Here is a 26,046-nt window from a genome sequence, read left to right as displayed (position 1 = left end):
GTGCCCGGTGCCCGGTGCCTGGTGCCTGGTGCCTGGTGCCTGGGGCCTGGGCCTGGTGCGGGTGGTGTTCCGTCCGGGCGGGTGGGGGCTGTCCCCGTGTCCGGGTTACGCCGGGGCGGGCCGGGACTGGGCGAGGGCGTCCGCGAGGGTCCGCCAGATCTCCGCCGCGAGGTCGATGTTGGCGTCCGCCTGGGCCTGCTGCGCCAGGGTGCGCAGCCCCTCCACGCCGGAGGCGTCGCCGCCCAGGATCAGCAGCTGCTGGCGCAGGATCTCCAGCCGCACCCGGTCGCGGTAGGTCATCCTCGGCTCGTCCCCGGCCAGGTCGCCCAGCAGGGCGCGGGCATCGTCGTAGCGGCCGGTGGCGAACGCCAGATCGGCCTTCAGCGCGGTCAAATCCTGGCGCAGGGCGGGCGTGCCGACGAAGGCGAGGGCGGCCTCGGCCTGAGCGGCGCAGTCCTCGGCCCGCGCGGGGTCGGGGGGCAGGGTCTGCAGGTGCAGCCGGCCCGCGGCCAGCCGCAGCCTGAGCCACAGCACCAGGTCCTCCTGGCTGCTGAAGCGCTCCAGGGCCGCGTCCAGGCAGGCCTGCGCCCCGGTGTGGTCGCCCTGGCGCACCCGGACGGCGGCGGCTGTCCACATGGCCTCGGCCCACAGCGCGTCGGTGCGGCCGGCGACCAGCGCGGCCAGTTCGTCGGCGTGCACCCGCGCCTCCGGCACCTGCCCGGCCTCCGCCTGCACCGACACCAGCGCCAGCAGCGCGGCGGCCCGGTCCTCCACGCCCAGGTCCTCGCCCTGGGCGAGGGCGTGGGCGGCGACGGCCGCGTCCAGGGCGGGGGTGATCTCACCGAGCGAGCGCAGGCAGCGGGCCAGCCGGGTCAGGCCGCGCACTCGCAGCTCGGCCGATCCCACCTCGTCGCCGAGCGCTACCAGCCGGCCGAGGTCGGCGCGCTCGGCGGCGTGGTCGCCCTGCAGCCGGGCGGCCCGGGCCAGCAGCCACAGCGCCTGCCAGCGCAGCACCGCGCTCTCGTGGCCCTCGGCGGCCAGTGCCGCGCGCAGCGCCCCGATGGCGTCCGCGGAACCGGTGGAGGACGCCAGCGTCAGCGCGTGTGCCAGGGAACCGGTGACCGGCTCCTCGAAGTCGGCGACGTCCAGGCCCAGCCGGCCCGCCAGATAGGCCACGGCCCGGTCGGTGGGCTGACGCGCCCCCGATTCCAGGCGGGAGAGATAGCCGGTGGACATGCCCTCGCCGGCCAGCGCCGTCTGCGACAGCCCCTGGGCCGTCCGGAGCTTTTTCAGGCGGTGTCCGAACGCGGGCTGTCGCAGCATGACCGAATCCCCTGGGGTGAGCGGGCAAGAAAGTTTCGCCGGGAGCCGCCCCGAGCGTAGGGCGCCGGGCAACACGCGGGCAAACCTTTGCCAGGCCCCCGCCGGGAATCTCGTGCCGCTCTCACGCGCCTCTCACGCGCCTCTCGTGGACTCCTCCAGCGTTCCTCCAGCGCGGCGGGGCACGCTCGGCAGGACCCGGCCGGCGCACCCGGCCGGGTGCGGAGCCCCTCCGCAGGTCAACGCCCGGGAGTCGACGATGAGGCCATCGGTGTGCGCACCACCCCGGGCGGCGTGGACGGCCGCCGCGGGACACGGCAGCGGCCCCTCCCCGGCGGCGGACACCGGCCGTCCCGCCCCGCCGGCGCCGGACACGCCGTCCGACGAGGACATCGGCTGGCCCAAACGATGCGCCCCGCCCGCCCCGTGACTCCCGTAGACCCCCGTAACCTCCGCTGTCCCGTACCCCTGTGCACCCCTGTGCACCCCTGTGCCCCCGTGCGCGTGCCGACGCCGCCGGGCCGGGCGCGGTCCTCACCCCGCCCCCCTTAGGGCCCGATGGCAGGTGCGGGTGCGACGGACCAGGACGGCGCACGGCATGGCGCCGGAGGCAGGCGGGTGCGGAAGGCTGGCGCTGCTGCGGTGGGCCGGGCGGTCAGCCGGAGGGGGTGTCGGCCGCGACGGCGGCCGGGCGCGGAGGGGCCGCCGGGGGACGACGCAGGCCGGATTCGAAGGCGTAGATCGCGGCGTGGACCCGGTTGCGTAGCCGCAGCTTGTGCAGCAGGTTCTGCACATGGGTCTTCACGGTGTGCTCGGAGAGGGTCAGCGCCCGGGCTATCTCGCCGTTGGACAGGCCGCGGGCCAGCAGGTCCAGGACCTGGCACTCGCGGTCGGTGAGCCGGTCGGGGCTGACCGGCGAGATCGGCGCCAGGGGCCCGGCGGCCGGCCGGCGCCCGGGCGGGGGCGGGGTGGGGCCGTGCACCAGGCTGTAGCCGGCGGCGGCCAGGACGACCGCGGAGGCCAGCTGCCCGGCGGTGGCGGTGGCCGGCAGATGGCCGCCGGCCGGCCGGCCGGCGGCGTCGGTGCGGCCCGGCCCGCCGAGGGTCAGCAGCGGCAAATCCCCGCCGCCGAAGGCCGGCGCGGCGGGCTGTCCGCCGCCGGGCGCGCCGTGGGCGATGAGGACGTGCGGGGGCCGGGCGGCCAGCGCGCGCAGCAGCGGCGGTCCCGGTTCGCTCTCGCCGGTGACGCGGATGTCGGGGTGGCCCTCGAGGAGGGCGGTGATGCCGCGGCGGGCGAGCGGGTCCTCGCCGATCACGTGCACGCGCACGGCGGCCGGCGCGTCCGGGCGGGGGGCCGGGCCGGCCGCCTCGCCGGGGCCGGGGCCGGGGGCCGGTGCGGGGAGCACGCGGAGTGTGGCGTGCCGCTCGTCCATGGCGGTCTCCTCCCTGTCTCCCGGGATGTCCTGCCGGTCCTTGGATGTCCGTCCCGCCGGTCCTTGGACGTCTGTCCCGCCGGTCCTTGGACGTCTGTCCCGCCGGTCCTTGGATGTCTGTCCTGCCGGGTCCTTGGATGTCCCGCCCGGTTCACCGTAGGCGGCGGGCGCGGCCGTGTCCGGTGCGCTCCAGCGGGCCCCGACCCGTCCGCTATCCCCCCTCACCCCGCGCCGCAGGGCGGTGAGGGTCAGGCGGCGGCCTCCACGGCGGCCAGGGCGTGCAGCCGGCGGCGCAGTTCACGGCGGGCGGGGCGGCCGCCCGGCCGGCGGGGGACGGCGTCGAGGGCCTCCAGGCGGCGGATCTGCTCGCCGGGGCCGAGCCGGGCGTTGGCCTGTTCGGCGACCGAGCCGAGGACGTCGAGCAGGCCGGAGTCGTCGCCGGGGGGCCGCTCGCGCAGCACCACGCCGGCCCAGACCAGGGCGCCGCGTGCCGGGTCGGGCCAGTCCGCGACGATGCAGTCGGCCACCCGCGGGTCCTGGCCGATGACCCGTTCCACCACGGCCGGGGCGACCAGCGCGTCGTCGCAGGTGAACACGGACCCGGGCGCATCCACCAGGTGCAGTCCGCCGTCCGCGTCGAGGTAGCCCGTATCGCCGGTGGACAGCCAGCCGTCCGTGTCCGCCGGTGCCCCGGCTAGGCCGGCCGGCGGGCCGGGGCTCAGCTGCGGTCCGCGGATCTGCACCTGGCCGGTCGACCACACCGGCGCGGGCCGCGCGCTGCCCGGCAGGACGACCCGGCACTCGGTGCCCGGCAGCGGCACCCCGACCGCGCCGAGACCGGGCCGCGAGCCGGGCGGCTGGTGGTGGGAGAGGGCACACACCTCGGTGAGGCCGTAGCCCTGCAGGACCGGCACGCGCAGCGCGTCGCGCAGCCGGCGGGCGCGGTCGGGCTCCAGCGCGCCGCCGCTGACGTGGAGGGCGCTCAGCCGGCGGGCGCCCGTCCTGGCGGCGGCCCCGCCCAGCCGGGTGTCGCCGGCGAGGCGGTGCAGCCGGGCGGGCGGGGCGTAGAAGTGGGTGGCCCCCGCCCGCACGGCCGCGTCCAGTGCCCCGAAGGGATCCGGGTCTGGGCACAGCACCTGCCGGGCCCCGGCGTGGACGGCCGAGTTGAGGTGCACGGCGTGGTAGTGCGGCAGGTGGTTGAGGACGACGGAGGAGGGGCCCAGACGGTGGGCGAGGGCAATCTGGGCGGCGCCCGCGAGGAGGTTGCGGTGCGTCAGCCGCACCCCGTTCAGCCGTCCCGCACCGTCCGGGGCGAACTGCAGGCACGCCACCGTGTCCACGCCCGGCGTCGGTGTCCGCACGGGCCGGCCGGCGGGCACCGACGCCAGCGCCCGCGCCAGCGGCACACCCCCGCCCGCACCCGCCGGCGTGTCTGTTGCCGCGTCCGCCGGGGCGTCCGTGAGGACGACGGTGTGCAGCAGGGGCAGCCGGTCACCGAGCCCGGCGAGCAGCCCGGCCAGCGCGGCGGGTACGAAGGCGATCTCGGCCCCGGCCGCCGAGCACACCTCGTACAGGGCGGCCGGCCCCATCAACGGGTCGAGCAGGGCGAGCGGGTGGCCGCTGCGGACGGTGCCGTAGTACACGGCGGGGAAGACCGCGTCGAGGGTGGTGGCCGCGGCGACGACCGCGCCGGCCCGGCCCGCCGTGCGCCGCACGTAGTGGGCGACACGGTCCGCCTCCCGGTCCAGGGCCTCGAACGACACCCCGGCCCCAGCCCCGGCCCCGGCCCCGGCGCCTGCCCCGGCCACGGTGACGGCCGGGGCGTCCGCGTCACGGGCCGCGGCCCGCCGCAGCAGGTCGTCCAGCGGGCTCTCCAGATACCTGAGGATGGGCACGGCACGACCTCCCGGCGGCAGACAGCAAAAGCAGCGGATGTCCGGATGCCCCACGGTCGGCGGCCGGGCTCGAGACCCCTTCGAAACCCGCTGGAGATCGGCCCGCCCGGCCCCCCCTCGCACCGGATACAGCCCGCCCCGCCCGTACCGGCGGGGCGGCCTGTACCGGCGGTGCGGGCGGGGCGGCCTGTACCGGCGGGGCGGGCGGGGCGGGTGGTGCGGGCCGCAGGCCCGGTCGCCGCGCGGTGTCAGGGGGCGGCAACGGCCGGGTTCACCACACAGCGCTCCTCGACCGTCTTGTCCGGGAAGACTTCCGTCAGGAGGCCGCGCTCCGCGGCCAGGAACGCCCGTGTGGCGTCCCGGGGCGCAGCACCCGGACGGCTTCCGGGACGGACCTGCGCGGGCCGGTCCAGTGCCAGGCCTGGGCGCAGGTGCGGATGTCGGCGGATCCGGAGGCCAGCGGCAGGTGGCCGCCGTCCCGAGCACGAGAGGGACGTCAGGCAGCCGCAGGCACACCCGCGAGGCCATCGCGGGGCCGGGCTCGACCGCGATGACGTGCGCGCCGCGGGCGCGCGGGAGAGCGGTCGCCAGCCCGGTGCCGGCACCGGCGTCCGCGACCCGGGCGCCTTTTGAGGGAGGGCCGGCGAGTTCCCCGACCGCAGGGAGCAGGGCGGGCGGACAGGAAGGGCGGTTCGCGGCACAGCGGGCAGCGGCCTGGCCGAAGGAACGGGCCTGCGAAGTGATCGTCGTACGGCCATCCCCGGCGGGCCCAAGGCGCCCGGCACAGAAGGTTTCGCTGCCGTTTTCGGTGCTGCCGCCGGCGCGTGCGGCGGACCGCCACCGGTGGACGCGGGCCGCTTCCCCACGCCTGCCGCACGCCTGCCGCACACGTCTTACGCGGGGAGTGCTGGGGGGTGTCCGCCCACCGGGCGGGGCAGCGGGAAGCTGCGCAGTGCCGCGCGGCTCCAGGGGAAGCCGTAGCCGAGGTGCACGACCGGGTCCTGCGCCTCGTCGGCGGGCACGGCGACGGCGACCAGCACGCCCGGCACCGGCTCCAGTTCGACGAACCGCCACGGACGGGCCGTGTCGTCGGCCGGCGGGGTGAAGGCCCGTACGCCGCGTTCGTCGTCCAGCGTGAAGACGAACGCGTCGAAGGGCAGCCCGAGACCGAGGCCGCGGGCCTTGGAGTAGGCCTCCTTGAGGGTCCACACGCGCAGCGCGCGCCGGTCCCGGGCCGGCCCGGCGCCGGCCTGTGCGACCCATTCCCGTTCCGGGGCGGCGAAGGTGCGCACGATGGTGGTGATGGCCCGCTCGTCCCGGTCCTCCAGCCGTTCCACGTCCACACCGATGCGGTGCCGGCGCACGATGCCCAGCAGGCTGTAGCCGCCCGCGTGGGAGAGGTTGAAGTCCAGCTGGGACCCGCCGCGCGGCCCTCCCGCGGCGGCGGGCCGCAAGAAGGGCCGTCCCCGCGCGGAGCGCCAGATGACCAGCTCCGCCTCGGCCAGGCCCGCCTCCAGCGCCAGCGCGCGCCGCACCAGTGTGTGGGCCAGGAGGTACTGGCGCCGGTCGCGTTCGAACAGGAAGCGGCTCGCGGTCTTCTGCTCCTGCGCATCCAGCCAGTGCGTGGCGAGCAGGCCGGCGACCTCGGGCGGCAGGCCGTCGTTGGGACACAGCCACAGCTTGACCGGCTCCCGGCCCCCCGCACCAGGAGCGGCTTCGGGGGCGGGCTCGGGAGCGGGGATGGGGGTGGGGGTGGGGGTGGTCGGGGGTGCGGGGCGGGTGGTCACTGCGGTGCTCCGTCCGTGCCGGGGCCGGGCTCCAGCGGGCGGGGCCGCAGCACGGTGGCGGGCAGCTCGACGGCGGCCGGGCCGGGATGCGCGGGCAGTACGGCGCAGACGTCGACCCCGGCCAGCCACAGCCGTGTCAGCTGCTCCAGGCGGCCGCCCTGCCACAGGGCGGCCACGTAGGCGCGGGTCTCCTCCAGTCCCTCGATCAGCGGCGGGCCTGCGGCGGTGCGCAGGTCGGCGCTGCGTACGCCCGCCGGGTCTGTGCCCGGGCCGGGGTGCGCGGCGAAGCCGGCCAGCGCGTCGGCCAGTTCGGCGACCGTGCGGACGGTCACCGCCAGACGGCAGCGCAACACCGCCCGCCCCAGGCGCAGTTCGTGCGCGACCGCGGCGAGATCCGGGCCGGCCGGGCCGCCGTCCCGGCCGGTGCCGGACAGGCGGGCCGCGAGCCGGCCGGCGGTGGCCGCCAGGTGCGCGGGCGTCGCGGCGGACAGCAGCACCAGTTCCGCGGGACGCGTGCCCGGCGGCGGGCCCGTGCGGGCCGGGGCGCGGGGAACGGCAGGCGCCTCCTCCACGACCAGCACCGCACCCACACCCTCCACGCCCTCCACGCCCTCCGTGCCCTCCGTGCCGTCCGTGCCGTCCGTACCGTCCGTGCCCTCCGTGCCGTCCACGCCGTCCGCTGCGTCTGCGGGACCCACGGCATCTGCGGCATCTACAGGGTCCGCGGGGTCCGCGGGGCCGGGCACGCTGACCAGCGCCCTGCGGGGCAGCACCGTGCCGTCGTCGCGGCGGGCCGGCTCCCAGGCGGCGGGCGCGGGGCGGTCCGGCCCGGCCAGCAGCACGGCGTGGCGCAGCTGCCCCACGGCGCGGACCAGGGCCGCCGCTCCGGTCACCGCCCCGGCATCACCCACCAGCGCCGCCACCGTCCGGGAACTCTCCTCCAGACCGACCCCCAGAGCCTCCAGGCCGGCGTCCGGCGCCTCCAGCTGCGGGCCGCAGTCCGGGACCTGCGGGCCGGCGTCCGGATGCCGCGGGCCCTCGCCCGGGGGCCGCAGGCCGGCCGCGGCCAGCGCGCGGCCGACCAGCCGGCCGTGCTGCGGGCCGGGGGCGGCGCGGCCCGGGTGGCCGACCGCGCTGGAGCGGATCACGGCGTGCACACGGTCGCCGTCGGCACGGGCCGCGGCCAGCGGCTTGAGCAGCACGGCCGCCACCCCCTCACCGCCGCCGGGCCGCTGGCACGCCGGATGCAGGCGCAGCTCGACCGCGCCGACCAGCGCCGCGGCGCACTCGCCCGCGCGCAGCGCGCCGAGCGCGAGGTGCAGCGCGGTCAGGAAGGAGGAGTCACCGGTGTCCACGCTCAGACTGGGCCCGCGCAGATCGAGCAGCCGCGACAGCCGCGCGGCCGGTCCGGGCCGGGAAGCCGCGGAGACGGTGTGCCGGCGCCCGGTGCCCGCCGGCGCGCCGCCGGCCGGGCCGAGAGCGGCATACACCCCCACGCTGCGCGCCGTGCCGTCGGGAGCGGTGAGCCGCTCCAGACGCGCTCCGGCGTATCCGGCGCTCTCCAGCGTCTGCCACGCGCTCTGCGCCAGCAGCCGCTCGGGCAGGTCCAGCCCCGCCGCCTCCCGGGCATCGAGCCCGAACAGGTCCGGGTCGAACTCCTCCACACCGTCCAGGAAATGCCCCCGCCAGCCCGCACACGCCGACCGCCGACCGCCCGGGAGCGCGGCCGCGGCGATGCGCCCCCGCAGCCCGTTGCGCCAGAACGCGTCCAGATCCCCTGCCTGCGGGAAACGGCCCTGGATCCCCACGACCGCACACGGCATCACCGCCCCCGCCCCCGCCCCGGCACTGTTCCCGGCGCCGGCACCGGGAACAGTGCCGGGGACGGGAACAGTGCCGGGAGGGGGCAGCGGCTCACGCTCCGCCGCCACCGGCAGGGCCACCACCGGCGGGGCCGCCACCGGCGAAGTGCCGGCCAGCAGGGCCACGGCGTGCTCACGCCGCAGGGTGCCGCCCTTGAACCGCGTCAGGATCTCCCGGGTGTCCATCAACCGTGCGCCCTTCGTCTCGGACGGTCCGTCAGGCGGAGCGGGCCGCCAGCAGGGCAGCCGCCTCGTCGATGCTGAGCACCTCGTCACGTACCGCGTCGAGCAGCGCGTCCAGATCGACCCCCGCCGCCGGCGAACCCTGGACGCCGCCCGACGCCGGGGACGGCCCTGCCCGCCCGGCCAGGACGGCAGGAGCCGCGCCGGAACGGCCGGAGGCGGGCGTGCGGTGCGCGCTCTGCGCCGCCCGCGCGCCGACGTACGCCGCCATGGCCCCGAGGTCGGGCTGGTCGTAGAGCAGGTCGGCCTGCTCGCTGAGGCCGTAGGTGCGGTTGATGCCGGCCAGGAACTCCGCGGCCAGGATCGAGTCCAGCCCCAGCGCCGCGAACGGCGCGCTCACATCGATGTCCCCCGGCCCGCAGTGCAGGATCCCGGCGAGCTGCCCCCGCAGCGTGTCCGTGACCGCCTCCACATCCACATCCACGACCGCGGCCGCGGCCACATCCGTCTCCGCCTCTGCCTCTGCCTCTGCCTCTGCGGCTGTGGCTGTGGCGGGGCGGGGGGTGCCGAGTTCGGCCGCGACGTGCCGGGCCAGTGCCTCCGGCGTCGGGTGCTCATACAGTGCGGTGGCCGCGATCCGGGTGCCGTAGCGGGCGTTGAGCGCCGCGACGAACTCGACCGACAGCATCGAGTCCAGGCCCAGCAGCCGGAAGGGCTCCTGCGCGTCGAGCGTCTGCGGCTCGACGCTCATCATGCCCGCCAGCACCGCGGTGAGCTCGGCGAGCACGTCGGCCGCGGGCGTCGGCGAGACCGCGGGCGGCTGAGGGACGGATGTCATGGTGGGCGTCTCCAAGGGTCGTATCCCGGGTGGCCGTTGTGGCATTGTGGGCGCCGCCGGCACCCCGCCACATCCCCGGCCGTGGTGATCCCCGCCGGTGGTGACTGGCTCCCGGGAACCAGCCGCCGCTGTGGCCCTCCGCCCAAAGAATGAGCCGCCCGCCGGCACCGTCACCGCATCCCCCACGCCGCGCTCCACGCGCCACTGCGCGCATCCCTTCGCGCATCCCTTCGCGCGTCACTGCGCGCGTCACTTCGCGCGTCACTTCGCGCGTCACTTCGCGCACTGCCCCCGCGAAAGCCGCCCTGCCGCACGGCCCTGCCCGGCCGGCCTGCCGTGCCGCGGCCTGCCGTGCCGGCCCGCGCGGGTCCGCGCCGTGTCAGCGCACCCGCGCGGGTGCGGGCGCCCCTGCGCCGTCGGCCGGGGCGGGCGCCGGTGCCGCCTCCGGCGCCGCGGTCTGGATCGAGTGCTGCAGCCGCCGCAGCCGCGGCGAGGGCTCCAGGCCCAGGTCCGTGTCGAGGGTGGCGCGCAGCTGGTGGTAGACGCTGAGCGACTCGCTGCGCCGCCCCGAGCGGTGCAGGGCCAGCATGAACTGCGCGTGCAGGTTCTCGTGGGTGCGGTAACGGCTGGTCAGCACGGTCAGTTCGGGCAGCAGTTCGCGGTGGCGGCCCAGCCGCAGATCGGCCTCGATGCGCTGGTCCAGCGCGCACAGCCGGCTCTCCTCCAGCCGCCGGGCCTCCATCGCCAGCTGCGCCCCGGCCTGGACGTCGGCGAACGCGGTCCCGGTCCACAGCGCCAGCGCCCGGCCCAGGGTGCGGGCCGCCTCGGCGAAGGCGCCCTGGTCCATGGCCCGGTAGCCCTCCCCCGCGAGCCGCTCGAAGGCGCGCACGTCACTGCTGCCGCCGCCGGAGGCGAGCAGATAGCCGCCCGGCAGGGTCATCAGAACGTCCTTGGCGGCGGCCCGGTCGTCCCCCAGCGCCTGCCCGATGAGCTCGCGCAGCTGCAGCACGTACGTCTGCAGCGTGGTGCGGGCGCTGCGCGGCGGGGCCGTGCCCCACAGCTCCTCGATGAGGGCCGCGACCGGCACCACCTGGTCGGCGTGGAGCGCCAGCAGAGCCAGGACCTGCCGCGGTTTCGGCGCGGTCGGGGTGATGGACACCCCGTTCTCCCGCACCGCCAGTGCGCCCAGTACGTCGATGTCCACGCCGTCTCCCCTGGTCGGTGTGCCGTGCCGCACCCACGATTACAAAACAGCACGTCCGGTCTGTCAATACTAGACCGTTCATGCTGTTTCTGTCGGGTGACGGGCCGGCAGCAGACCCGCGGCAGACGGGTAACAGGCCGCCCGGGGGCCGGAATTCCCCGGTCCGCACCCTCCGGGGAGGGGCCGGGCCCCGGCTCCGCCCGCCCCGGCCGGCGGCCCGCAAAGCAGACCGCCCGGTCTGCTCCCGGGACGGGACAGGGCGGGGGCGGGACGGGAGAGGGCGGGGCGGGGGTTACTGCGGGGGGTTGCCGTGTTTGCGGGAGGGCAGGTCGGCGTGTTTGGCGTGCAGCATGGCCAGGGAGCGGATGAGGACCTCGCGGGTGGCGGCGGGGTCGATGACGTCGTCGACCAGGCCGCGTTCGGCGGCGTAGTAGGGGTGCATGAGTTCGGACTTGTACTCCTTGACCATGCGGGCGCGCATGGCCTCGGGGTCGGCGGCCTCGGCGATCTGCCGGCGGAAGATGACATTGGCGGCGCCCTCGGCGCCCATCACGGCGATCTCGTTGGTGGGCCAGGCGTAGGTGAGGTCGGCGCCGATGGACTGGGAGTCCATGACGATGTAGGCACCTCCGTACGCCTTGCGCAGGATGAGCGAGATCCGCGGCACCGTCGCGTTGCAGTACGCGTACAGCAGCTTGGCGCCGTGGCGGATGATCCCGCCGTGCTCCTGGTCCACCCCGGGCAGGAATCCGGGCACGTCCAGCAGGGTGACGATCGGGATGTTGAAGGCGTCGCACATCTGCACGAAGCGCGCGCCCTTTTCGGAGGCCTCGATGTCCAGCACACCGGCCAGGGTCTGCGGCTGGTTGGCGACGATGCCCACCACCTGGCCGTCCAGACGGGCCAGCGCGCAGATGATGTTGCGGGCCCAGCGCTCGTGGACCTCCAGGCAGTCGCCGTCGTCGACGATCTCCTCGATGACCTTCGCCATGTCGTAGGGGCGGTTGCCGTCCGCGGGGACCAGGTCCAGGAGACTCTCGCCGCGCCGTCCGGCCGGGTCGTGGGGGGTGGTGTGCGGGGGGTTCTCGCGGTTGTTCTGCGGGAGCATCGACAGGAGGTAGCGCACCTCGGCGAGGCAGGTCTCCTCGTCGTCGTACGCGAAGTGACAGACACCGGAGGTCTCCGCGTGGACGTCGGCGCCGCCGAGCCCGTTCTGGGTGATCTCCTCGCCGGTGACCGCCTTGACGACGTCCGGGCCGGTGATGAACATCTGCGAGGTCTCACGGACCATGAACACGAAGTCCGTCAGCGCGGGACTGTAGGCGGCGCCGCCCGCGCACGGGCCGAGCATCACCGAGATCTGCGGGATGACACCGGACGCCTTGGTGTTGCGCTGGAAGATGCCGCCGTACCCGGCGAGCGCGGAGACGCCCTCCTGGATGCGGGCGCCCGCACCGTCGTTGAGGGAGACCAGCGGCGCGCCGGCCGCGATGGCCATGTCCATGATCTTGTGGATCTTCGTGGCGTGGGCCTCGCCCAGCGCGCCGCCGAAGATACGGAAGTCGTGCGCGTAGACGAAGACCGTACGGCCCTCCACCGTGCCCCAGCCGGTGACGACACCGTCGGTGTACGGCTTCTTCGCCTCCAGGCCGAACCCGGTCGCCCGGTGCCGGCGCAGCTGCTCGACCTCCTGGAAGCTGCCTTCGTCCAGCAGCAGGGCGATGCGTTCGCGGGCGGTCAGCTTGCCCTTGGCGTGCTGCGCGGCGGTCGCCTTCTCCCCCGGGCCCAGCCGGGCCGCCTCGCGGATCGCGTGCAGTTCGGCCACGCGTCCGCGGACGCCGGCCGGCCCCGCGGCGGGGGCCGGCCCCTGGGCGGGGGCCGGGCCCTGGGCGAGAACAGGGGCGGGGGCGGGAACAGGGGCGGGGGCGGTGGTCATTGCCATGTCAGGTCCCTTTCTGGGGCGGGGAGTTCCGCATCACTGCCGGCCGCGCCGGGCCCGCTGGGTGCGGGCCGGTGTCACTGCCGGCCGGGCCCGGTGGGTGCGGGCCGGTGTCACTGCCGGCCGGGCCCGGTGGGTGCGGGCCGGTGTCACTGCCAGCTGCGCGGGGCCCGGTGGGTGCGGGGCCGCCACCAGCGGGAGCCGTTGACCGGCCTGCCCCGGCGGGGGAACGCGCCGCCCGCGCGCAGCGCGAGCAGCACCACGGTGAGTGCGGCCAGTTCCTCGTCGCTGGCCTGCCCGCGCTCCACGCGCAGGACGGGCTCGTGGTGCTCCGGCGTGCCCATACCCCTCCTTCGGTCGTGGGGACACCGTCGGCCACCCGGCTCAAGAACCGCTCTCACTGCGCTCGAAGGACGCCGCACCCGGGGACGGCGCGGGGACGGCGCGGGGTGTGCCGCGGGGCGGGGGGAAACGCTTCGGCCAGCCGCCGTCCGTGCGGGCGGGCGGCCGGGGAGGCGGCGGGGGCCGGGTGGCGGCGCGGGCGGCGCGCGGTGCGGCGCGTACGCGGCGGGGCCGGGGAAATGGTGTCTTGACTGCGCCCGTCCCGGTGATAACGGATCGGGCCGGCGGCCGCGCCGGCGTGGGAAAAGGGACGACGGTAGCCGTCTGGAGTGCGGCGACAGCGGAATCAGGAGTTCTCCTCGAGCGGCCGTACACACGTTCTCCAGCGCGTCGAACGGCGTACGCAGCACCGGACTTGGAAGTCCGCTCGAGAACGGATCCAGGAAAACGCTGGACGGGGACGGCCGCGGCTAGCGTGAGCGGCGGCGCGGATTTCCGGCCACCGGAGTGGAACGGGACAAGGAGCTCGACGACATACGGAATGCGGAATACGGAGGAGACCGTGAGGATTCAGGTTCTGGGTCCGTTGAGTGCCGAGGTCAACGGGGGATCCATCGTTCCGAGCGCGGGCAAGCCGCGGCAGATCCTGTCGCTGCTGGCGTTGTATCCCGGGCGGGTGATGCCCGTCCCGACCCTCATGGAGGAGATCTGGGCGACACAGCCGCCGCAGAGTGCGCTGACCACGCTGCAGACCTACATCCTGCAGCTGCGCCGGCGGCTGGGCACCGCGATGGGGCCCGGTGCGCCGGGCGGCGCCAAGGAGGTGCTGGCCACCCGGCACGGCGGCTATCTGCTGCAGATCCCGCCCGACTGCGTCGACGTGCACCAGTACGACCGGCTGACGAGGGAGGGACAGGCCGCTTTCGAGAGCGGCGACGACGAGGTCTCCGCCGCCCGTTTCAAGGCGGCCCTGGGCCTGTGGCAGGGCCCCGCCCTGGTCGACGTGCGGCTGGGACCGGTCCTGGAGATCGAGGTGGTACGGCTGGAGGAGAGCCGGCTGGTCACCGTGGAACGGCGCATCGACGCCGACCTGCGGCTGGGCCGGCATGCCGAACTCATCGCCGAACTCATCGAACTGACCGCCCGTCACCCCCAGCACGAGGGACTGCACTCCCAGGCCATGGTGGCGCTCTACCGCTCGGGCCGGCAGGCCTCCGCGCTGGAGGTCTACCGCCGACTGCGGGTGCGGCTGATCGAGGACCTGGGCGTGGAACCCTCCCCCCAGCTGCAGCGCCTCCACCAGGCCGTCCTGACCGTCGATCCCCAGCTGGACGTCCTCGCCGGACCACGCCACAGCTCCACCTACGACCTGTTCACGGCCTGACGGCCGGCCCCCCGGCCCCCCGGCCCGCTGCCCGCCGCCCGCCGCGACCGCGGCGGCAACGGGCAGCGGGCCAGGACGGGAGGAACACTGCGGGCCGGCTGCGTACGGGGCCGGGGCGGGCGGGCAGTGCGGGGCCGGCGGCCGGCGGGCACAACCCGCAGGCACAGCAAGGGACGTACGGCAGGGACGTACGGCAGGGGCGTACGGCGGGTACGGCGGGAGGGACGGCGGGCACCGGGGACGCGCGCAGGCGGGCGGGGTCCGCCCGGGCTGCCCGGCGGTGTCTGCCGTCCCACCCGCTGAACGGCAGCATCCGCAGGCTCGGTCATCAGGCATGACACCCGCCGCGCCCATCTCGACGAAGAGGTCGATCTCGTCGTCCTCGTCGATCGCTGAACACATCGCAGCCGCGAGATCATGCCGGGCGGGACACACGCACCCGCCCCTCCCGGCCCGTCGGCCGCGCCGGTATCGCCGCATGCCGGCCGCCGGCGCCAGGACACCCGGACATCCCTGCTCGGCCCGCGTGTTGAGCGCCGCCCAGGGCGTGCAGCGCGGGATCGATGCCGTCCGGCCGATGACGGCGGACCGGCGCAAGGCACGGACGGCCGGCAGAGGGCCGGCCGATCGTCTGCTGCCACCCGCTCACCGGACGTCCCGACACAGACCTGCCAGAAGGAGGCCGTGGACCGGCTGCGGCTCCCCACGTTCGAAGCCGGCGGGGTGCTCCTCCACAGCATCACCCTCGCCATCCGTGACGAGGGTGACCGAGCACGCCCTCTGACCGAGCACGCCCTCTGACCGAGCACGCCCTCTGACCGAGCACGCCCTCTGACCGAGCACGCCGTCTGACCGAGCACGCCGTCTAGGTGGGTACGTCTTCTCGGTGGGTACGTCAAGAAGCCCCGGCACGTACTCACCCTCGACGTGACGGCTGCGCGCGGCGGCCGGACGGACGTCCGGCTCCGGCGGGACCAGCCTCGGCACGGGGCGGGCGGGTTCAGGGAGGCGGGGCCAGGACGGAGCGCACCCCCCGGGCGAGGGCGGCCGCGCCGGCGGCGGCGTCGCCGATGCCGGTCATGACCACGGCCGCCACGGCGCCGGGAGCACCCGGCGTGCGCTGGGCGAGTTCGTAGGCCGCCCTCCCCCCGGGCCCGCACCCGCACAGCACCAGGCGCCGGCCCGGCCCGAAGGCCTGGTGCAGCACGCCCGGCCCGCCCGGCACGCCGTCGGGGTGCACGGCCACGATCTGTTCCGGGCCGCGGTGGCCGCGGACGAACAGGTCGTAGCTGCCCGCCGGCACGCCGGGGGCGGTGACCAGGCAGATCACGTCCGCGTGCGGATGCCCGGGCCGCAGCACGCTCAGGGCGGGGTGCGGCGGGGGCGGCACGGGCCGGGCCACGCGCGGTATCGCGGCCTGGGCCAGCAGGTCCAGCAGCTGGCCGGCACTGGCCTCGGCCTGCCGGTACTCGGGCAGCGCGCGCAGCAGGCGTACGCACTGGGAGTGCAGAGCGGCGGCGTCCTCGTCCGCCAGATGCGCCCGGTCGTGGAACAGGCCCAGGACCAGGCCGCCCGCGGTGTCGTGCCGGGCGGCGAGGGTGACGGGCCCGCCGGTGGCGCCGGCCGCGCTGCGGGGGGTGTCCGCGTGGACGCCCTGGGCGGCGAGTTCGCCGCGCAGGGCCTTCGGCAGCGGAAGCGGGCCGTCGAAACGCACCAGAGTGCCGCCGGCACCGCAGACCGGACCGAACCCGTCAACGGGACCGGCAACGCGCCCGGCAGCGGGACCGGCAGCGGGACCGACAGCGGGACCGGCAGCGGGACCGGGGGCGGGGGCGGCGGGCGGGCGGGGGGTCCACGCGCGGATCGTCTCGGTGCTGGCCCACGGGTAGGCGGCCAGGTCCAGCAGCGTGTCACGGACCTGGTGGAGCAGGTCCGCCAGCGGGGCGGCCGGATCGACGGTCACGGTCATCGGCATCGGGCTGTCCAGCAGGCCGGGAATGCCCGCGGCACCCGGCAGGGCGATGTCCCGGCCCGACAGCTGCACCCCGAAACTCACCGGCAGCGGCCCCCGCGCGCCCGCCGCCCGGTACAGCAGCAGCGCCCACACCAGGTGCAACGCGCTGGACTCGGCGGCGCCGCGCAGCGCGGCCCAGGAACGCAGCCGGAAGGTCTCCGGCGCCCGCAGCCGGGTGTGCAGCAGACCGGGCCCGCTCTGCCCGGTGGCGCCGCCCGGCCGTCCCGGGCGGGTGGCGGCCCGCGGCGGCGGCACGGCGCGGGCCCAGAACTGCCGCGCGGCCGTGGTGTCCTGGCCGGCCAGCCAGCGGGCATGGTCACGCAGGTCGGGACGGCGCTCCCCGCCGGGCAGGACACCGCCGCCGGCGTAGGCGCGGTAGAACTCCCGCAGCAGCAGGTGCACACCCCGCTCGTCGAGGAGGGCCGGGTGATAGCTCAGCAGCACCCGCGGCGGCGCCGCACCCGCACCACCCCCGCACTCCGCCTCCAGCACGCTCAGACGCAACAGCCCCGGCCGGTGCAGCGCGAACCCCCGCGCCCGGTCCCGCCGCAGAAGCTGGGGCCAGGTGACGGCAGCCGCGGAATACACGGCGATATCCGCCTCGGCCCGGGCGTGCAGCACCAGACGCGGCGCGGCAACCCAGTCGAAACAGGCCCGCAGAACACACTCCCGGTCGACGACGGACTGCCACGCCGCGGCGAACCGCGCCACGTCGAGAGGCCCGGACCAGTCCCAGTACAACTGCTCGACCAGACCACCCCCACCACCCCCACCACCCTCGCCACCCTCACCACCCTCACCACCCTCACCGCCGTCGGTGTTGTCGGTGTTGCCGGTGTTGTCGGCGCCGACGGAGGCGGAGGTGGGGGTGGGGGTGGGGGTGAGGGCGGCGCGCAGCAGGGTCTGCTGGTGTCCGGTGACCGGGAGGATCTCCCCGCCCGGCGGGGGCGGGGCCAGCAGGTCGGCCAGCAGGTCCGCGGGCAGCGCAGCAAACCCGCCCGCGGCGGGCGGGGTCAGACGCAGCGTGTGGTGGCCGGGCCGGTGACTGTCCAGCGCGACATCGAAGGCACGGTGGCGCTGCGCGAGCCGGGCGGCGACCGTCTCGGCGTCCGCCGGGCCCAGCGGGCCGCGCAGTTCCAGGACCAGCGGACCGCCCGGCGACAGCGGGACCGGCTCGTGGACCACAACAAGGACAGCGCCCTGCGGCACGTACTGGCTGCTCATCCGCCCTCCCCGACCCCAGCACCCGCCCCCGCGGCACGGCAAACCGGCCCCCTGCCCCCCTTACCGGACCGGCAAGACCGGCAAGACCGGCAAGGACGGCAAGGGGTGCAGGGGGTGCAGGGGGTGCAGGGGCGGGGGAAGGACACGTACGGCCGGCCCGGCGGGCGGGCGGAGCCGGCCGTACGCGGGCACGGCAGGCACGGCGGGCACGACCACTGCCACTGCGGACGCGGCAGCCGCGGGCGCGAGTGCGGGTGCGGGTGCGGGTGCGGGCGGGACGGCATCGGGCCGGGTGACGGCGGACGGGCCGGCCGCACGGCGGGCGCGGGCCGCGGCGCCCGGCCCGCGGCGGGCCGGGCGGCGGCGAAAGCTGCCGCCGGGACGTCCTGCGGCGGCGGCGCCCCGCACCGGGACAGGCCGCACGGGGACAGGCCGGGCGGGGACAGGCCGGGCGGGGACAGGCCGGGGCGGGGCGGGCCGGGCCGGGTGCGGTGGGGTGGCTGCACGGTGGTTCACGACGCCCGCCTCTCGTCATGTCGGCTGTGCGCCGGAGCTGCCCGGCAGCTGCCAGCCTAACGTCGCCGCAGGTGGGAGGCCTGTTCCCTCGAGCGGGTGTGGAGCGGTCCGCGAAGCGCTCTCGATTTCCTGCGACGGGCGGCGGGCGCTGCTGACCAGATACCGGCCGTGGACGAGATGGGTGGCCAAAATCCACCGCGCTGCGCCGTCCGGCTCGCCGGCCAGGACCGTACGGCCCTGCTCGTCACGGCAGAACCCGACCGCCGAGAAACGGCGCCGCATGCCGTGCCCGAGCGCCTTGGTGTAGGCCTCCTTGAGGGTCCACAGGTGCAGCAGCCGCAGCGCCCGCTCGTCCTCGCCCAGCGCGGCGAGCGCCGCGGCCTCGTCCGGGGTGCACACGTAGGGGTGCAGCAGCTCGAAGGAGGGCCGGCGGGTGACGGGCTCGGCGTCCACCCCGATCGGCCCGCTGCGGCTGATGCCGACCACGATCAGCTCGTCGGTGTGGGCCAGGCTCACCTCGGCCTCGGCCAGGCCGCGCAGATGCGGACGGCCGCCCGGCCGGTAGGCGAGGTCGAGGGCGTCCGCGGGAACCTGGAGCACGGCGGCCGCGGTGTGCTTGAGGACCATCCGGGAGACGGCGAACCGCAGCCGGCCCGCCGGGGCGGCCGTCTGCCGGTAACGCGGCCAGTCACGGCCGAGCAGGCCCCGCAGCCCGGGATCCAGCAGCGCCGCCGTCAGCCACTGCCCCCAGGTGGTGTGCACCAGGACATGGCCCTGCCCGGCGAGCTGGTCATGCACCTGCTCCCACGGCCCGTCCGGCCCCGCCACGTGCAACGGCCACCCCGACGACACCCCGGACAGCCCCCCTGCCCCCCACCCGGACACCAGCCCGGCCGGCACACCCGGCGGCAGCCCGGCCGGCAGACCCGGCGGCACACCGGACGGCGCAACAGGCGGCGCACCGGACGGCGCAACAGGCACAGGCGAGGCCTCTGGCGGCAGGCCGGAGGGCAGCCCGGGCAGCAGCGGGCCGGACACCCGCTCTCCCCCGCCGTCCCCCGCCCCGTTCCGCCCCGGCCCGCCGGAACCGTGTCCGCCGGAACCCGCCCCGGCGGACACAATCCCGGGAGGCGCAGCCCCGGGGGACATGGCCCCAGGGGGTGCGAGCCCGGGGGGTGCGAGCCCGGGGGGTGCGAGCCCGGGGGGTGCGAGCCCGGGGGGTGCGAGCCCGGGGGGTGTGGTCCCGGGGGGTGTGGTCCCGGGGGGTGTGGTGCTGCCCGGGCCGTCGGCCGGGCTGTGCCCGCTCACCACAGCAGCCGGGTGGCATACACGTCGCAGTCCACGCCGTGGCGGACGCGGCCGGCCAGTTCCGCCCAGACGGCGGCGCGCGGGTCGGGAACCGGTCCGGGCAGCGGCACGCCCAGCCGCCCGGCGATGCCCGACAGCGCGAGCAGCGCCCAGTGCGTACCGCCCAGAAACAGGCCACGGCCGTCGTCGGCGGCCTCCCTGACGCCGAGCACGGCGGCGGCCAGCCACAGCAGGGCCTGCCGGTCCGCCAGCGCCCGCGCCACCGGAGCGCCGGGGTCCACACCGGCCGTGCGGCACGGCCGGCGCAGCGCACGCTGCTCGGTCAGCAGCCGCCGGGCCAGCGCCCCCAGCGCGGCACGGTCCGCATCCACACCCTCCGGACGGGCGCCACCGGCACGCAGCAGACCCGACAGCACCACGCTGTCCCCACCCGGGCCGTCCCCGCCCGGCTCGTGCCCGTGCGGGGTGAAGCGGCCGGACCCGTGCCCGTCCGGGGTGTACCCGTCCCCCTGCTCCCCGACAGCGCCCACACCGGCAGCGGAGACGGAGACAGGGACGGAGACAGGGACAGGGACGGGGACAGGGGCGGGCGGGTCGGCGAGCCGGAAGAGGGCGGGAGCCGGGCCGCGGTACGGGACGCCGCGGTACGGGACACGGGACTCTTCGGCCGCCAGGGCCGGCAGGGCCCTGGCCAGACGGGCCTGCCAGTGCGCGGCGCCCGCCGCGTCCACCCCGGCCAGGGGAAGGTCGCGGATCAGCTTCGCGAGCATCCGGCCCCCGGTACTGGCGGGCCCGTGACCGCATTCGGCAAGGACCAGCCCCAGCTGCGCCAGTACGTCGGCCAGCACGGTCGGCACCACATAACCGGCCACCGCACCCAGCAGTCCCGCCCCCACCCCCCGGCCGAAACCGAAACCGGAACCAGAACCGGAACCGGAACCGGGACCGGGACCGGAACCGGGGCTGGGGCCGGAACCAGGACCAGGACCAGGGCCGGGACCGGGGCCGGGGGCGGGGGCGGGGGCGGGGGCGGCCGGGTGGCGCAGCGCCACGCAGGTCAGACTCTCGCAGGCCAGCAGGTCGGCAAAGGCGGCGGCGAGCACGGGCTGCCACTGCCGCAGGGCCGGTTCACCGCCGCGGCCGGCCACGGTGAGCGCGGCCTGGCGCAGCACGCTGCCGGCGGCCGCCACCAGGGCCGCCGGGCCGAGCAGCGCGGCGGGCACCGGACAGGACTCCGCGACCTGCCCCCGGGCACGCCCGGCAGGCGGCGTACCAGACGCACCGGACGTGCCGGACGTGCCCGCGGCATGCCCCAGGGCCAAATCCCGGCGCAGGAGCGGACGCAGGGCACGCACCCGCTGGTCGGCAGCGCGCACCTGTCCCAGACCGGCCGCCGCGAGAAGCGGGGCCGCCCGCCCGGCCCGGCCCTCCCCCGCCCCAGCAGACCCAGCAGACCCGGCAGGGGCGGCAGGGGCGGCAGACCCGGCAGGGGCGGCGGCGAGGGCGGGCAGGCTGTAGGGGTTGGCCGCATCGCGGGGATCGCCCAGCAGCGCCTCCAGCCGCAGCGCGGCGAGCCCCACCTCGAGCGGCGGCGGCAGCGCCGCATACCGGTGCGCCAGCCCTCCCGGCGCCGCCGGCCCGGCCGGGCCGGCGGCGCCCCCGCGCCTCCCGCTCCCCGTCTCCCCCCGCACCACCGGCCCAGACAGCGCGGGCGGCCCAGACGGCGCGGACCGCGGGGCCGGGGCCGCCGGCCGGGCCGGCGAGGCAGCAAGAGCAGGAACCGGACCAGGAGCAGGGCCAGGGGCAGGGGCAGGGGCAGGGGCAGGGGCAGGAGCCGGGGCAGGAGCCGGGGCAGGGGCAGGGGCAGGAGCCGGGGCAGAAGCAGGGGCGGGGGCGGGGGTGCTGGGCGCGGCGGGCTGGGTGACGGCCATGACCGGCCTCCTGTTCATCTGGTCACCAGTTCATCGCAGACGGCGGACGGTGCTCTCGGCATGCCACTTGGCCAGGCCCAGCACTTGGGTACTGGCACGCGACAGCCACGCACGGACATGGTCGCGGGCCTCGAGCAGGCCGGTACCCGCCCCGAGCACCGGGGCGACGGCCTCCTGCCGGAGCATCACCTGGTGGGCCGCGACGACCGTGACCCCGCACGCGTCCGGCAGCAGCGACCACTCACCGCTGTGCGCGGCGATCAGCTCGGGCATGCGTGTCTCCTTGTAGACGATCCGCCCGGCATGCGGGAAACACAGCCGCACCGCCTGCGTGCTCACCGTCCGCCCGCCCGGCGCGGCACAGGTGTCCAGGGACGCCACCTGGATCCCCGCCACGTCCTCGCGCACACTGGCCCACTCCACGTGCGGGAGGCACTCGGGCCAGTCGTCGATCCGGTAGAGGAAGTCATAGACCAGCTCCGCGGGGCCCTCGATCCGCACCCGCTCCTCGAACGACAGCAGCAGTTCATCCAGCTGCTCCCACCACTCGGCCGCCCGCCGCATCTCAGCGAGCCGGCGGTGCACCTCCGCCTCCGCCTCCCGGCGGGCACCAGCCCCGTCCGCAGCCGGCGCCACCGGCAGCCCGCGCTCCTGACGCAGGACCAGCACACACTCCCTCTCACCCGCCGGCCGCACACTCCACACCCCCGAGGTCACACTGCCCGGCCAGGCAGCGTCCTCCTGCTCGAACACGACCGCCCGGGCATCAGGGTGCAGCACCCGCCGGACATGCCAGGACCCAACCCGGCCACCCAGCACACCGCCCACACCGCCCGCACCGGCCGGATCGGCCGCACCACCGGCACCGGCCGCATCGGCCAGCTCCCACATCCGCAGCCGCTCCTGGACCCCGTCGAAATCGAAACGCTCGACATGCACGACCGAGGGCAAGAACACCGGCCAGCGGACAGCGTCGGCCAGCATCCCGTACACGACACCGGCCGGAGCAGCCACCCCCACCATGTACTCACAGGCGTGCACGCGCGACGACATGCCGGCCCCTCCTCCTCCAGGCACACCCCACCCTGCCCCCCGCCACTCGAGCCCGCCTCGCGCCCGCCCAGACCCCCACCCGACACCCCACACCGCCGACCGGACAACAGCACCACCACCGCCGCACGCCACCCACCACAGCCGCCACGCCCCACACAGCCGACACCCACAACACCCACGGCACGGGCGGCACGCACGGCACGGGCGGCACGGGCGGCACGGGCGGTTACGGCAGCGCGGCGGCACGGGCGAACGGGGCGCGGGGCCGGACGAGCGGGCGGCGTGGGGGGGCGGACGAGCGGGCGGCGTGGGGGGGCGGACGAGCGGGCGGCGTGGGGGGGCGGACGGGATGCGGGGGCGACCGGACGGCACGGGCGGGGTGAGGGCCGGACGGGCGGCTCGGACGAGGTGCAGGGCCAGACGGGCGGCTTGGGCGGGGTGGACGGACGGGATGCGGGGCCAACCGGACGGCACGGGCGGGATGAGGGCCGGACGCGCGGCACGGACGGGATGAGGGCCGGACGGGCGGCACGGGCGGGATGAGGGCCAGACGGGCGGCACGGGCGGGGTGGACGGACGGGATGCGGGGCCAACCGGACGGCACGGGCGGGATGAGGGCCGGACGCGCGGCACGGGCGGGGTGGACGGACGGGATGCGGGGCCAACCGGGCGGCACGGGCGGGGTGGGCGGCTCGGCCGCAAGCCCCCGGTACGGGGAGGACGGGGGGCGGGGGGCCGGGTGCGGGGCATGCGTCAGGTCCCGGCGGGAGGGGCCGGGACCTGGGCGGGAGCGGGGCGAGAGGAGGAGTCAGCCGACCGGGGCGAGGCGCCCGGTCCCCGTGGGACCGGTCCCCGTGGAACCCGGCCCCGCGGGACCGGGCGCGGTGGCCGGTGAGCCGTCCGGCCGGGCCATCAGGATGGAACGCTGCAACTTGCTCAGCGCCGCCGACGGTTCCAGGCCCAGACTGCGCACCAAAGTGGCGCGCAGCCGCTGGTAGGCGTCCAGGGCCTCACCCCGGCGCCCGGAACGGTAGAGGGCCAGCATGTACTGCCCGCACAGACTCTCGTGCGTGGGATAGCGGCTGACCAGCACGGTCAGCTCGGCCAGCAGCTCACGGTGGCGGCCCAGCCGCAGATCGGCCTCGATACGCTGGTCCAGCGCGCACAGCCGGCTCTCCTCCAGCCGCTTGACCTCAGTGGCCAGGTGCATCCCGGCATGCACATCGGCCAGCGGCGGCCCGGACCACAACGCGAGCGCGGCCCGCAGATGCCGGGCAGCCCCGGGGAAATCAGCAGCGTCCATCGCCCGGTAACCCAGCCCGGCCAGCCGCTCGAACTCCCGCACGTCACTGCCGCCCTCACCACTCTTGAGGAGATAACCGCCCGGCACGGTCAGCAGCACATCCTTGGCCGTACGGGCATCAGCCGCATCCCGCCTAAGCGCCACAGTGATCAGCTCACGCAACTGCAGAATGTACGTCTGCAGAGTGGGCCGCGCACTACGCGGCGGCCTGCCGCCCCACAACTCCTCACTCAACATGCCCACCGGCACCATCTGATCGGCCTGCAAAACCAGCAGCGCCAGCACCTGCCGCGGCTTGGGAGCGGTCGGAGTGATCGAAACACCCCTCTCCCGCACCGCAAGTGTGCCCAGTATGTCGGTGTCCACGCCGTCTCCCCTGTCCGTCCACTGCGCTCTACCGGCCCCCGGGACCCCGTCCACACCCAGACCCCCGAAAACCCCGAACCCTCCCGAACCCCAAACCCCGGGACCCTCCCGAACCCCGGACCCCGGACCCTCCCGGACCCCGGCCCCGGAACTCCCGCAACCCGCACCACCCGCCCGGCCCACCAGACCCGCACCACCCCAGCCCCGCACCACCAGACCACCGGCACCGCCAAGCCCCGCCTCCCCAGGCCCCGACCCTGCCCGACCCCGGACTCCCCAGACCACCGGACCCCGACCCTGCCGGGCCCCGGACCTGCCGGACCCCGGACTCCCCGGGCCCCGACCCTGCCGGGCCCCGGACTGCCGGACCCGGGACTCCCCGGGCCCCGACCCTGCCGGGCCCTGGACTGCCGGGCCCCGACCCTGCCGGGACTCCGTCTGCCAGTACCCGATCCTGCCGGGCCCCGATCCAGCCGGGCTCCGATCCTGCCGGGCCCCGATGCCGCCGGGCCTCCGTCTGCCGGTACCCGGTCTCTCCGGGCCCCGATGCTGCCGGCGGGCCGGCCCGGGGGGGCGCGCCCGTCGTCCGGGATCCACCCGACACCACCGAGTAAAAAACAGCACGGACGGTATGTCAATCTCAAACCAGCGGTCTTGTTTTCTCTCCGCCGACGCTCGAGATCCCCTCGAGAGAACCCGACTTCCGACACATAAGCGTCCTGACCGGGCGGGATTCCGGCTGCCGCGGCCACTCTGCCGGCGGTTTGACTTTCCCATTGCCGGACCATGCGGTCTGTTTACCTGGGGGTGCGGTCGGCTCCAGCGGCCCGGGGACCGGGCAGGACCGGCAGCCGGCGCGAGGGAGCCGCGAGGCCCGGCAGCAGCAGGGCCCAGAACTGCTCCACCAGATGCGAAGAGGAACGCACACGGTGACGGGAGGCAAGCCGGCCGAACCCGGCAACGGAAGCAACCACAGCCACCGCGGCCGCCTCCGGAGACACCCCCCGCGCCAGCTCCCCCGCACCCTGCGCCTCACGCAGCAGCGCATGCACCCACTCACTCCACCACCGCCCCGGCCCCTCCGCACTCTTACGCGAAGGATCACCACCCAGCTCGAACCCGGCCCGCAGCACCGGATCCACCGCCAGCGCCGCCACCAGATCCCCACTGACATCCACCAACAACTGCAACCCACCCCCACCCCCGGCCCCGGCCCCGGCGCCCTCCCGCACCACCAGCCGCTGCACCGACACCGTCGCCACCGCCTCCACCTCACGAGCCAGAAGATCCTTACTCGGGAAATGGAAATGCAGCGCCCCGGTACTCACCCCCGCCCGCCTGCTGATCACCGGCAACGACGCCAGCGCATACCCGTCCTCCGCAAACACCTCAGCCGCCGCCCACACCAAAGCCCGACGCGTCCGCACCGCCCGCACCTGCCTCACCACCCCACCCCACCTCCCCACACCAACCACCACCAGCCACACCCCAACCTACCAAACCGCACGCCCGGTATGTTTCCCACTCCGCACCCCACCCCAACCCCGGCACCACACACAAACCCAACCCACCCCCACAGCCACACCACCAAGCCCCGCACCACCAACAAGCCCCCACCACCAGCCCGCACCACCGGCCCGCACCACCAGGCCGGGCACCACCGGAAGAACACCCCCGCCCACCCGGCCCGACCCCTCACCCAGCCCGCCCGGCCGCCCCGCACCCTCCACCACCGGGACCCGCACACAACCAACGACACAGACCAGCCCGGACACAGCAGCCAAAGACACACGAACGCACGAACGCAAAGACCCACGGACGCACGGACGCACGGACGCACGGACGCACGGACGCACGGCACCAGAAGAGGGGCCACCCCCACACGCCCGCCCCACGGTCAACGGCAGCACTCGACACCCACTCGCACCCGACCAGAGCCCCCACCCCACCACCACACACCCAGGGCCGGAACCAGCCACACAAGAACCAGACCCCCAGGCCCAGAACCGGGACCAGCCACACAAGAACCAGACCCAGAGCCGGGACCAGGCACACAGGAACGAGACCCCCCGGCGGACCAGGACCGGGACCAGCCACACAGGAACGAGACCCCCGGGGGCCCAGGGCCGGGACCGGCCACACAGG

The 26,046-nt window shown here is 76.2% G+C and carries 17 protein-coding genes; 1 reads left to right on the top strand and 16 read right to left on the bottom strand.

The window, feature by feature from the left end:
- Positions 1 to 105: 105 nt before the first annotated feature.
- From ACIQTP_RS32390 to ACIQTP_RS32345, 10 genes are all read right to left on the bottom strand, one after another.
- Complete coding sequence (locus ACIQTP_RS32390; RefSeq protein WP_403406665.1) at positions 106 to 1,323, bottom strand: helix-turn-helix domain-containing protein; 1,218 nt, start codon at positions 1,321 to 1,323, stop codon at positions 106 to 108.
- A gap of 652 nt (positions 1,324 to 1,975) precedes the next feature.
- A complete protein-coding gene (locus ACIQTP_RS32385; protein ID WP_403406662.1) occupies positions 1,976 to 2,752 on the bottom strand; it encodes a response regulator transcription factor in 777 nt (258 codons plus the stop codon).
- Between the two features lie 248 nt (positions 2,753 to 3,000).
- Complete coding sequence (locus tag ACIQTP_RS32380) at positions 3,001 to 4,647, bottom strand: class I adenylate-forming enzyme family protein (RefSeq protein WP_403406659.1); 1,647 nt, start codon at positions 4,645 to 4,647, stop codon at positions 3,001 to 3,003.
- A gap of 316 nt (positions 4,648 to 4,963) precedes the next feature.
- Positions 4,964 to 5,086 (bottom strand): hypothetical protein, encoded by a 123-nt coding sequence (locus tag ACIQTP_RS32375; RefSeq protein ID WP_403407010.1) that lies wholly within the window; start codon positions 5,084 to 5,086, stop codon positions 4,964 to 4,966.
- A 454-nt stretch (positions 5,087 to 5,540) separates the two neighbouring features.
- Positions 5,541 to 6,434, bottom strand: coding sequence for a 4'-phosphopantetheinyl transferase family protein (locus tag ACIQTP_RS32370; RefSeq protein ID WP_403406656.1), 894 nt, complete (start codon positions 6,432 to 6,434; stop codon positions 5,541 to 5,543).
- Positions 6,431 to 8,482, bottom strand: a complete 2,052-nt coding sequence (locus ACIQTP_RS32365) for a polyketide synthase (protein ID WP_403406651.1) — start codon at positions 8,480 to 8,482, stop codon at positions 6,431 to 6,433. The genes ACIQTP_RS32370 and ACIQTP_RS32365 overlap by 4 nt, the downstream gene beginning before the upstream one ends.
- 31 nt (positions 8,483 to 8,513) lie before the next feature.
- Positions 8,514 to 9,317, bottom strand: coding sequence for a phosphopantetheine-binding protein (locus ACIQTP_RS32360; RefSeq protein ID WP_403406648.1), 804 nt, complete (start codon positions 9,315 to 9,317; stop codon positions 8,514 to 8,516).
- 379 nt (positions 9,318 to 9,696) lie between these two features.
- A complete protein-coding gene (locus ACIQTP_RS32355) occupies positions 9,697 to 10,521 on the bottom strand; it encodes a BTAD domain-containing putative transcriptional regulator (RefSeq protein ID WP_403406646.1) in 825 nt (274 codons plus the stop codon).
- A 292-nt stretch (positions 10,522 to 10,813) separates the two neighbouring features.
- Entirely contained in the window at positions 10,814 to 12,463 is a 1,650-nt protein-coding gene (locus ACIQTP_RS32350; protein ID WP_403406643.1) for an acyl-CoA carboxylase subunit beta, read from the bottom strand.
- Positions 12,464 to 12,609: 146 nt separating this feature from the next.
- Complete coding sequence (locus ACIQTP_RS32345; protein ID WP_101403443.1) at positions 12,610 to 12,804, bottom strand: acyl-CoA carboxylase subunit epsilon; 195 nt, start codon at positions 12,802 to 12,804, stop codon at positions 12,610 to 12,612.
- 560 nt (positions 12,805 to 13,364) lie between these two features.
- Between ACIQTP_RS32345 and ACIQTP_RS32340 the strand changes: the two genes are divergently transcribed.
- Positions 13,365 to 14,186: an AfsR/SARP family transcriptional regulator gene (locus tag ACIQTP_RS32340; RefSeq protein WP_054231258.1), complete on the top strand. Its 822-nt coding sequence runs from the start codon at positions 13,365 to 13,367 to the stop codon at positions 14,184 to 14,186.
- Positions 14,187 to 15,186: 1,000 nt separating this feature from the next.
- On the opposite strand, the gene ACIQTP_RS32335 is transcribed toward ACIQTP_RS32340, so the two are convergent.
- The 6 genes from ACIQTP_RS32335 to ACIQTP_RS32310 all read right to left on the bottom strand — a co-directional run bounded on the left by ACIQTP_RS32335 (position 15,187) and on the right by ACIQTP_RS32310 (position 25,349).
- Complete coding sequence (locus ACIQTP_RS32335; RefSeq protein ID WP_403406639.1) at positions 15,187 to 17,424, bottom strand: condensation domain-containing protein; 2,238 nt, start codon at positions 17,422 to 17,424, stop codon at positions 15,187 to 15,189.
- Between the two features lie 531 nt (positions 17,425 to 17,955).
- The gene (locus ACIQTP_RS32330) at positions 17,956 to 18,738 is read right to left on the bottom strand and encodes a 4'-phosphopantetheinyl transferase family protein (protein ID WP_403406636.1); all 783 of its coding nucleotides are present in this window, start codon (positions 18,736 to 18,738) and stop codon (positions 17,956 to 17,958) included.
- A gap of 506 nt (positions 18,739 to 19,244) precedes the next feature.
- Positions 19,245 to 20,942, bottom strand: coding sequence for a hypothetical protein (locus tag ACIQTP_RS32325; RefSeq protein WP_403406633.1), 1,698 nt, complete (start codon positions 20,940 to 20,942; stop codon positions 19,245 to 19,247).
- A gap of 267 nt (positions 20,943 to 21,209) precedes the next feature.
- Positions 21,210 to 22,232 carry an SRPBCC family protein gene (locus ACIQTP_RS32320; protein WP_403406630.1) on the bottom strand — a complete coding sequence of 341 codons (1,023 nt, stop codon included), beginning with the start codon at positions 22,230 to 22,232 and terminating at the stop codon, positions 21,210 to 21,212.
- 808 nt (positions 22,233 to 23,040) lie between these two features.
- On the bottom strand, positions 23,041 to 23,901 hold the full coding sequence (locus tag ACIQTP_RS32315; RefSeq protein ID WP_403406628.1) for a BTAD domain-containing putative transcriptional regulator: 861 nt from the start codon (positions 23,899 to 23,901) through the stop codon (positions 23,041 to 23,043).
- A gap of 797 nt (positions 23,902 to 24,698) precedes the next feature.
- On the bottom strand, positions 24,699 to 25,349 hold the full coding sequence (locus ACIQTP_RS32310; protein ID WP_403406625.1) for a ScbR family autoregulator-binding transcription factor: 651 nt from the start codon (positions 25,347 to 25,349) through the stop codon (positions 24,699 to 24,701).
- Between the last annotated feature and the right edge of the window lie 697 nt (positions 25,350 to 26,046).

The organism is Streptomyces sp. NPDC090798 (assembly GCF_044768965.1).
Lineage (GTDB): Bacteria > Actinomycetota > Actinomycetes > Streptomycetales > Streptomycetaceae > Streptomyces.
The sequence above is the reverse complement of the archived record's forward strand: the minus strand, read 5'-3'. Positions and strand labels throughout refer to the sequence as shown.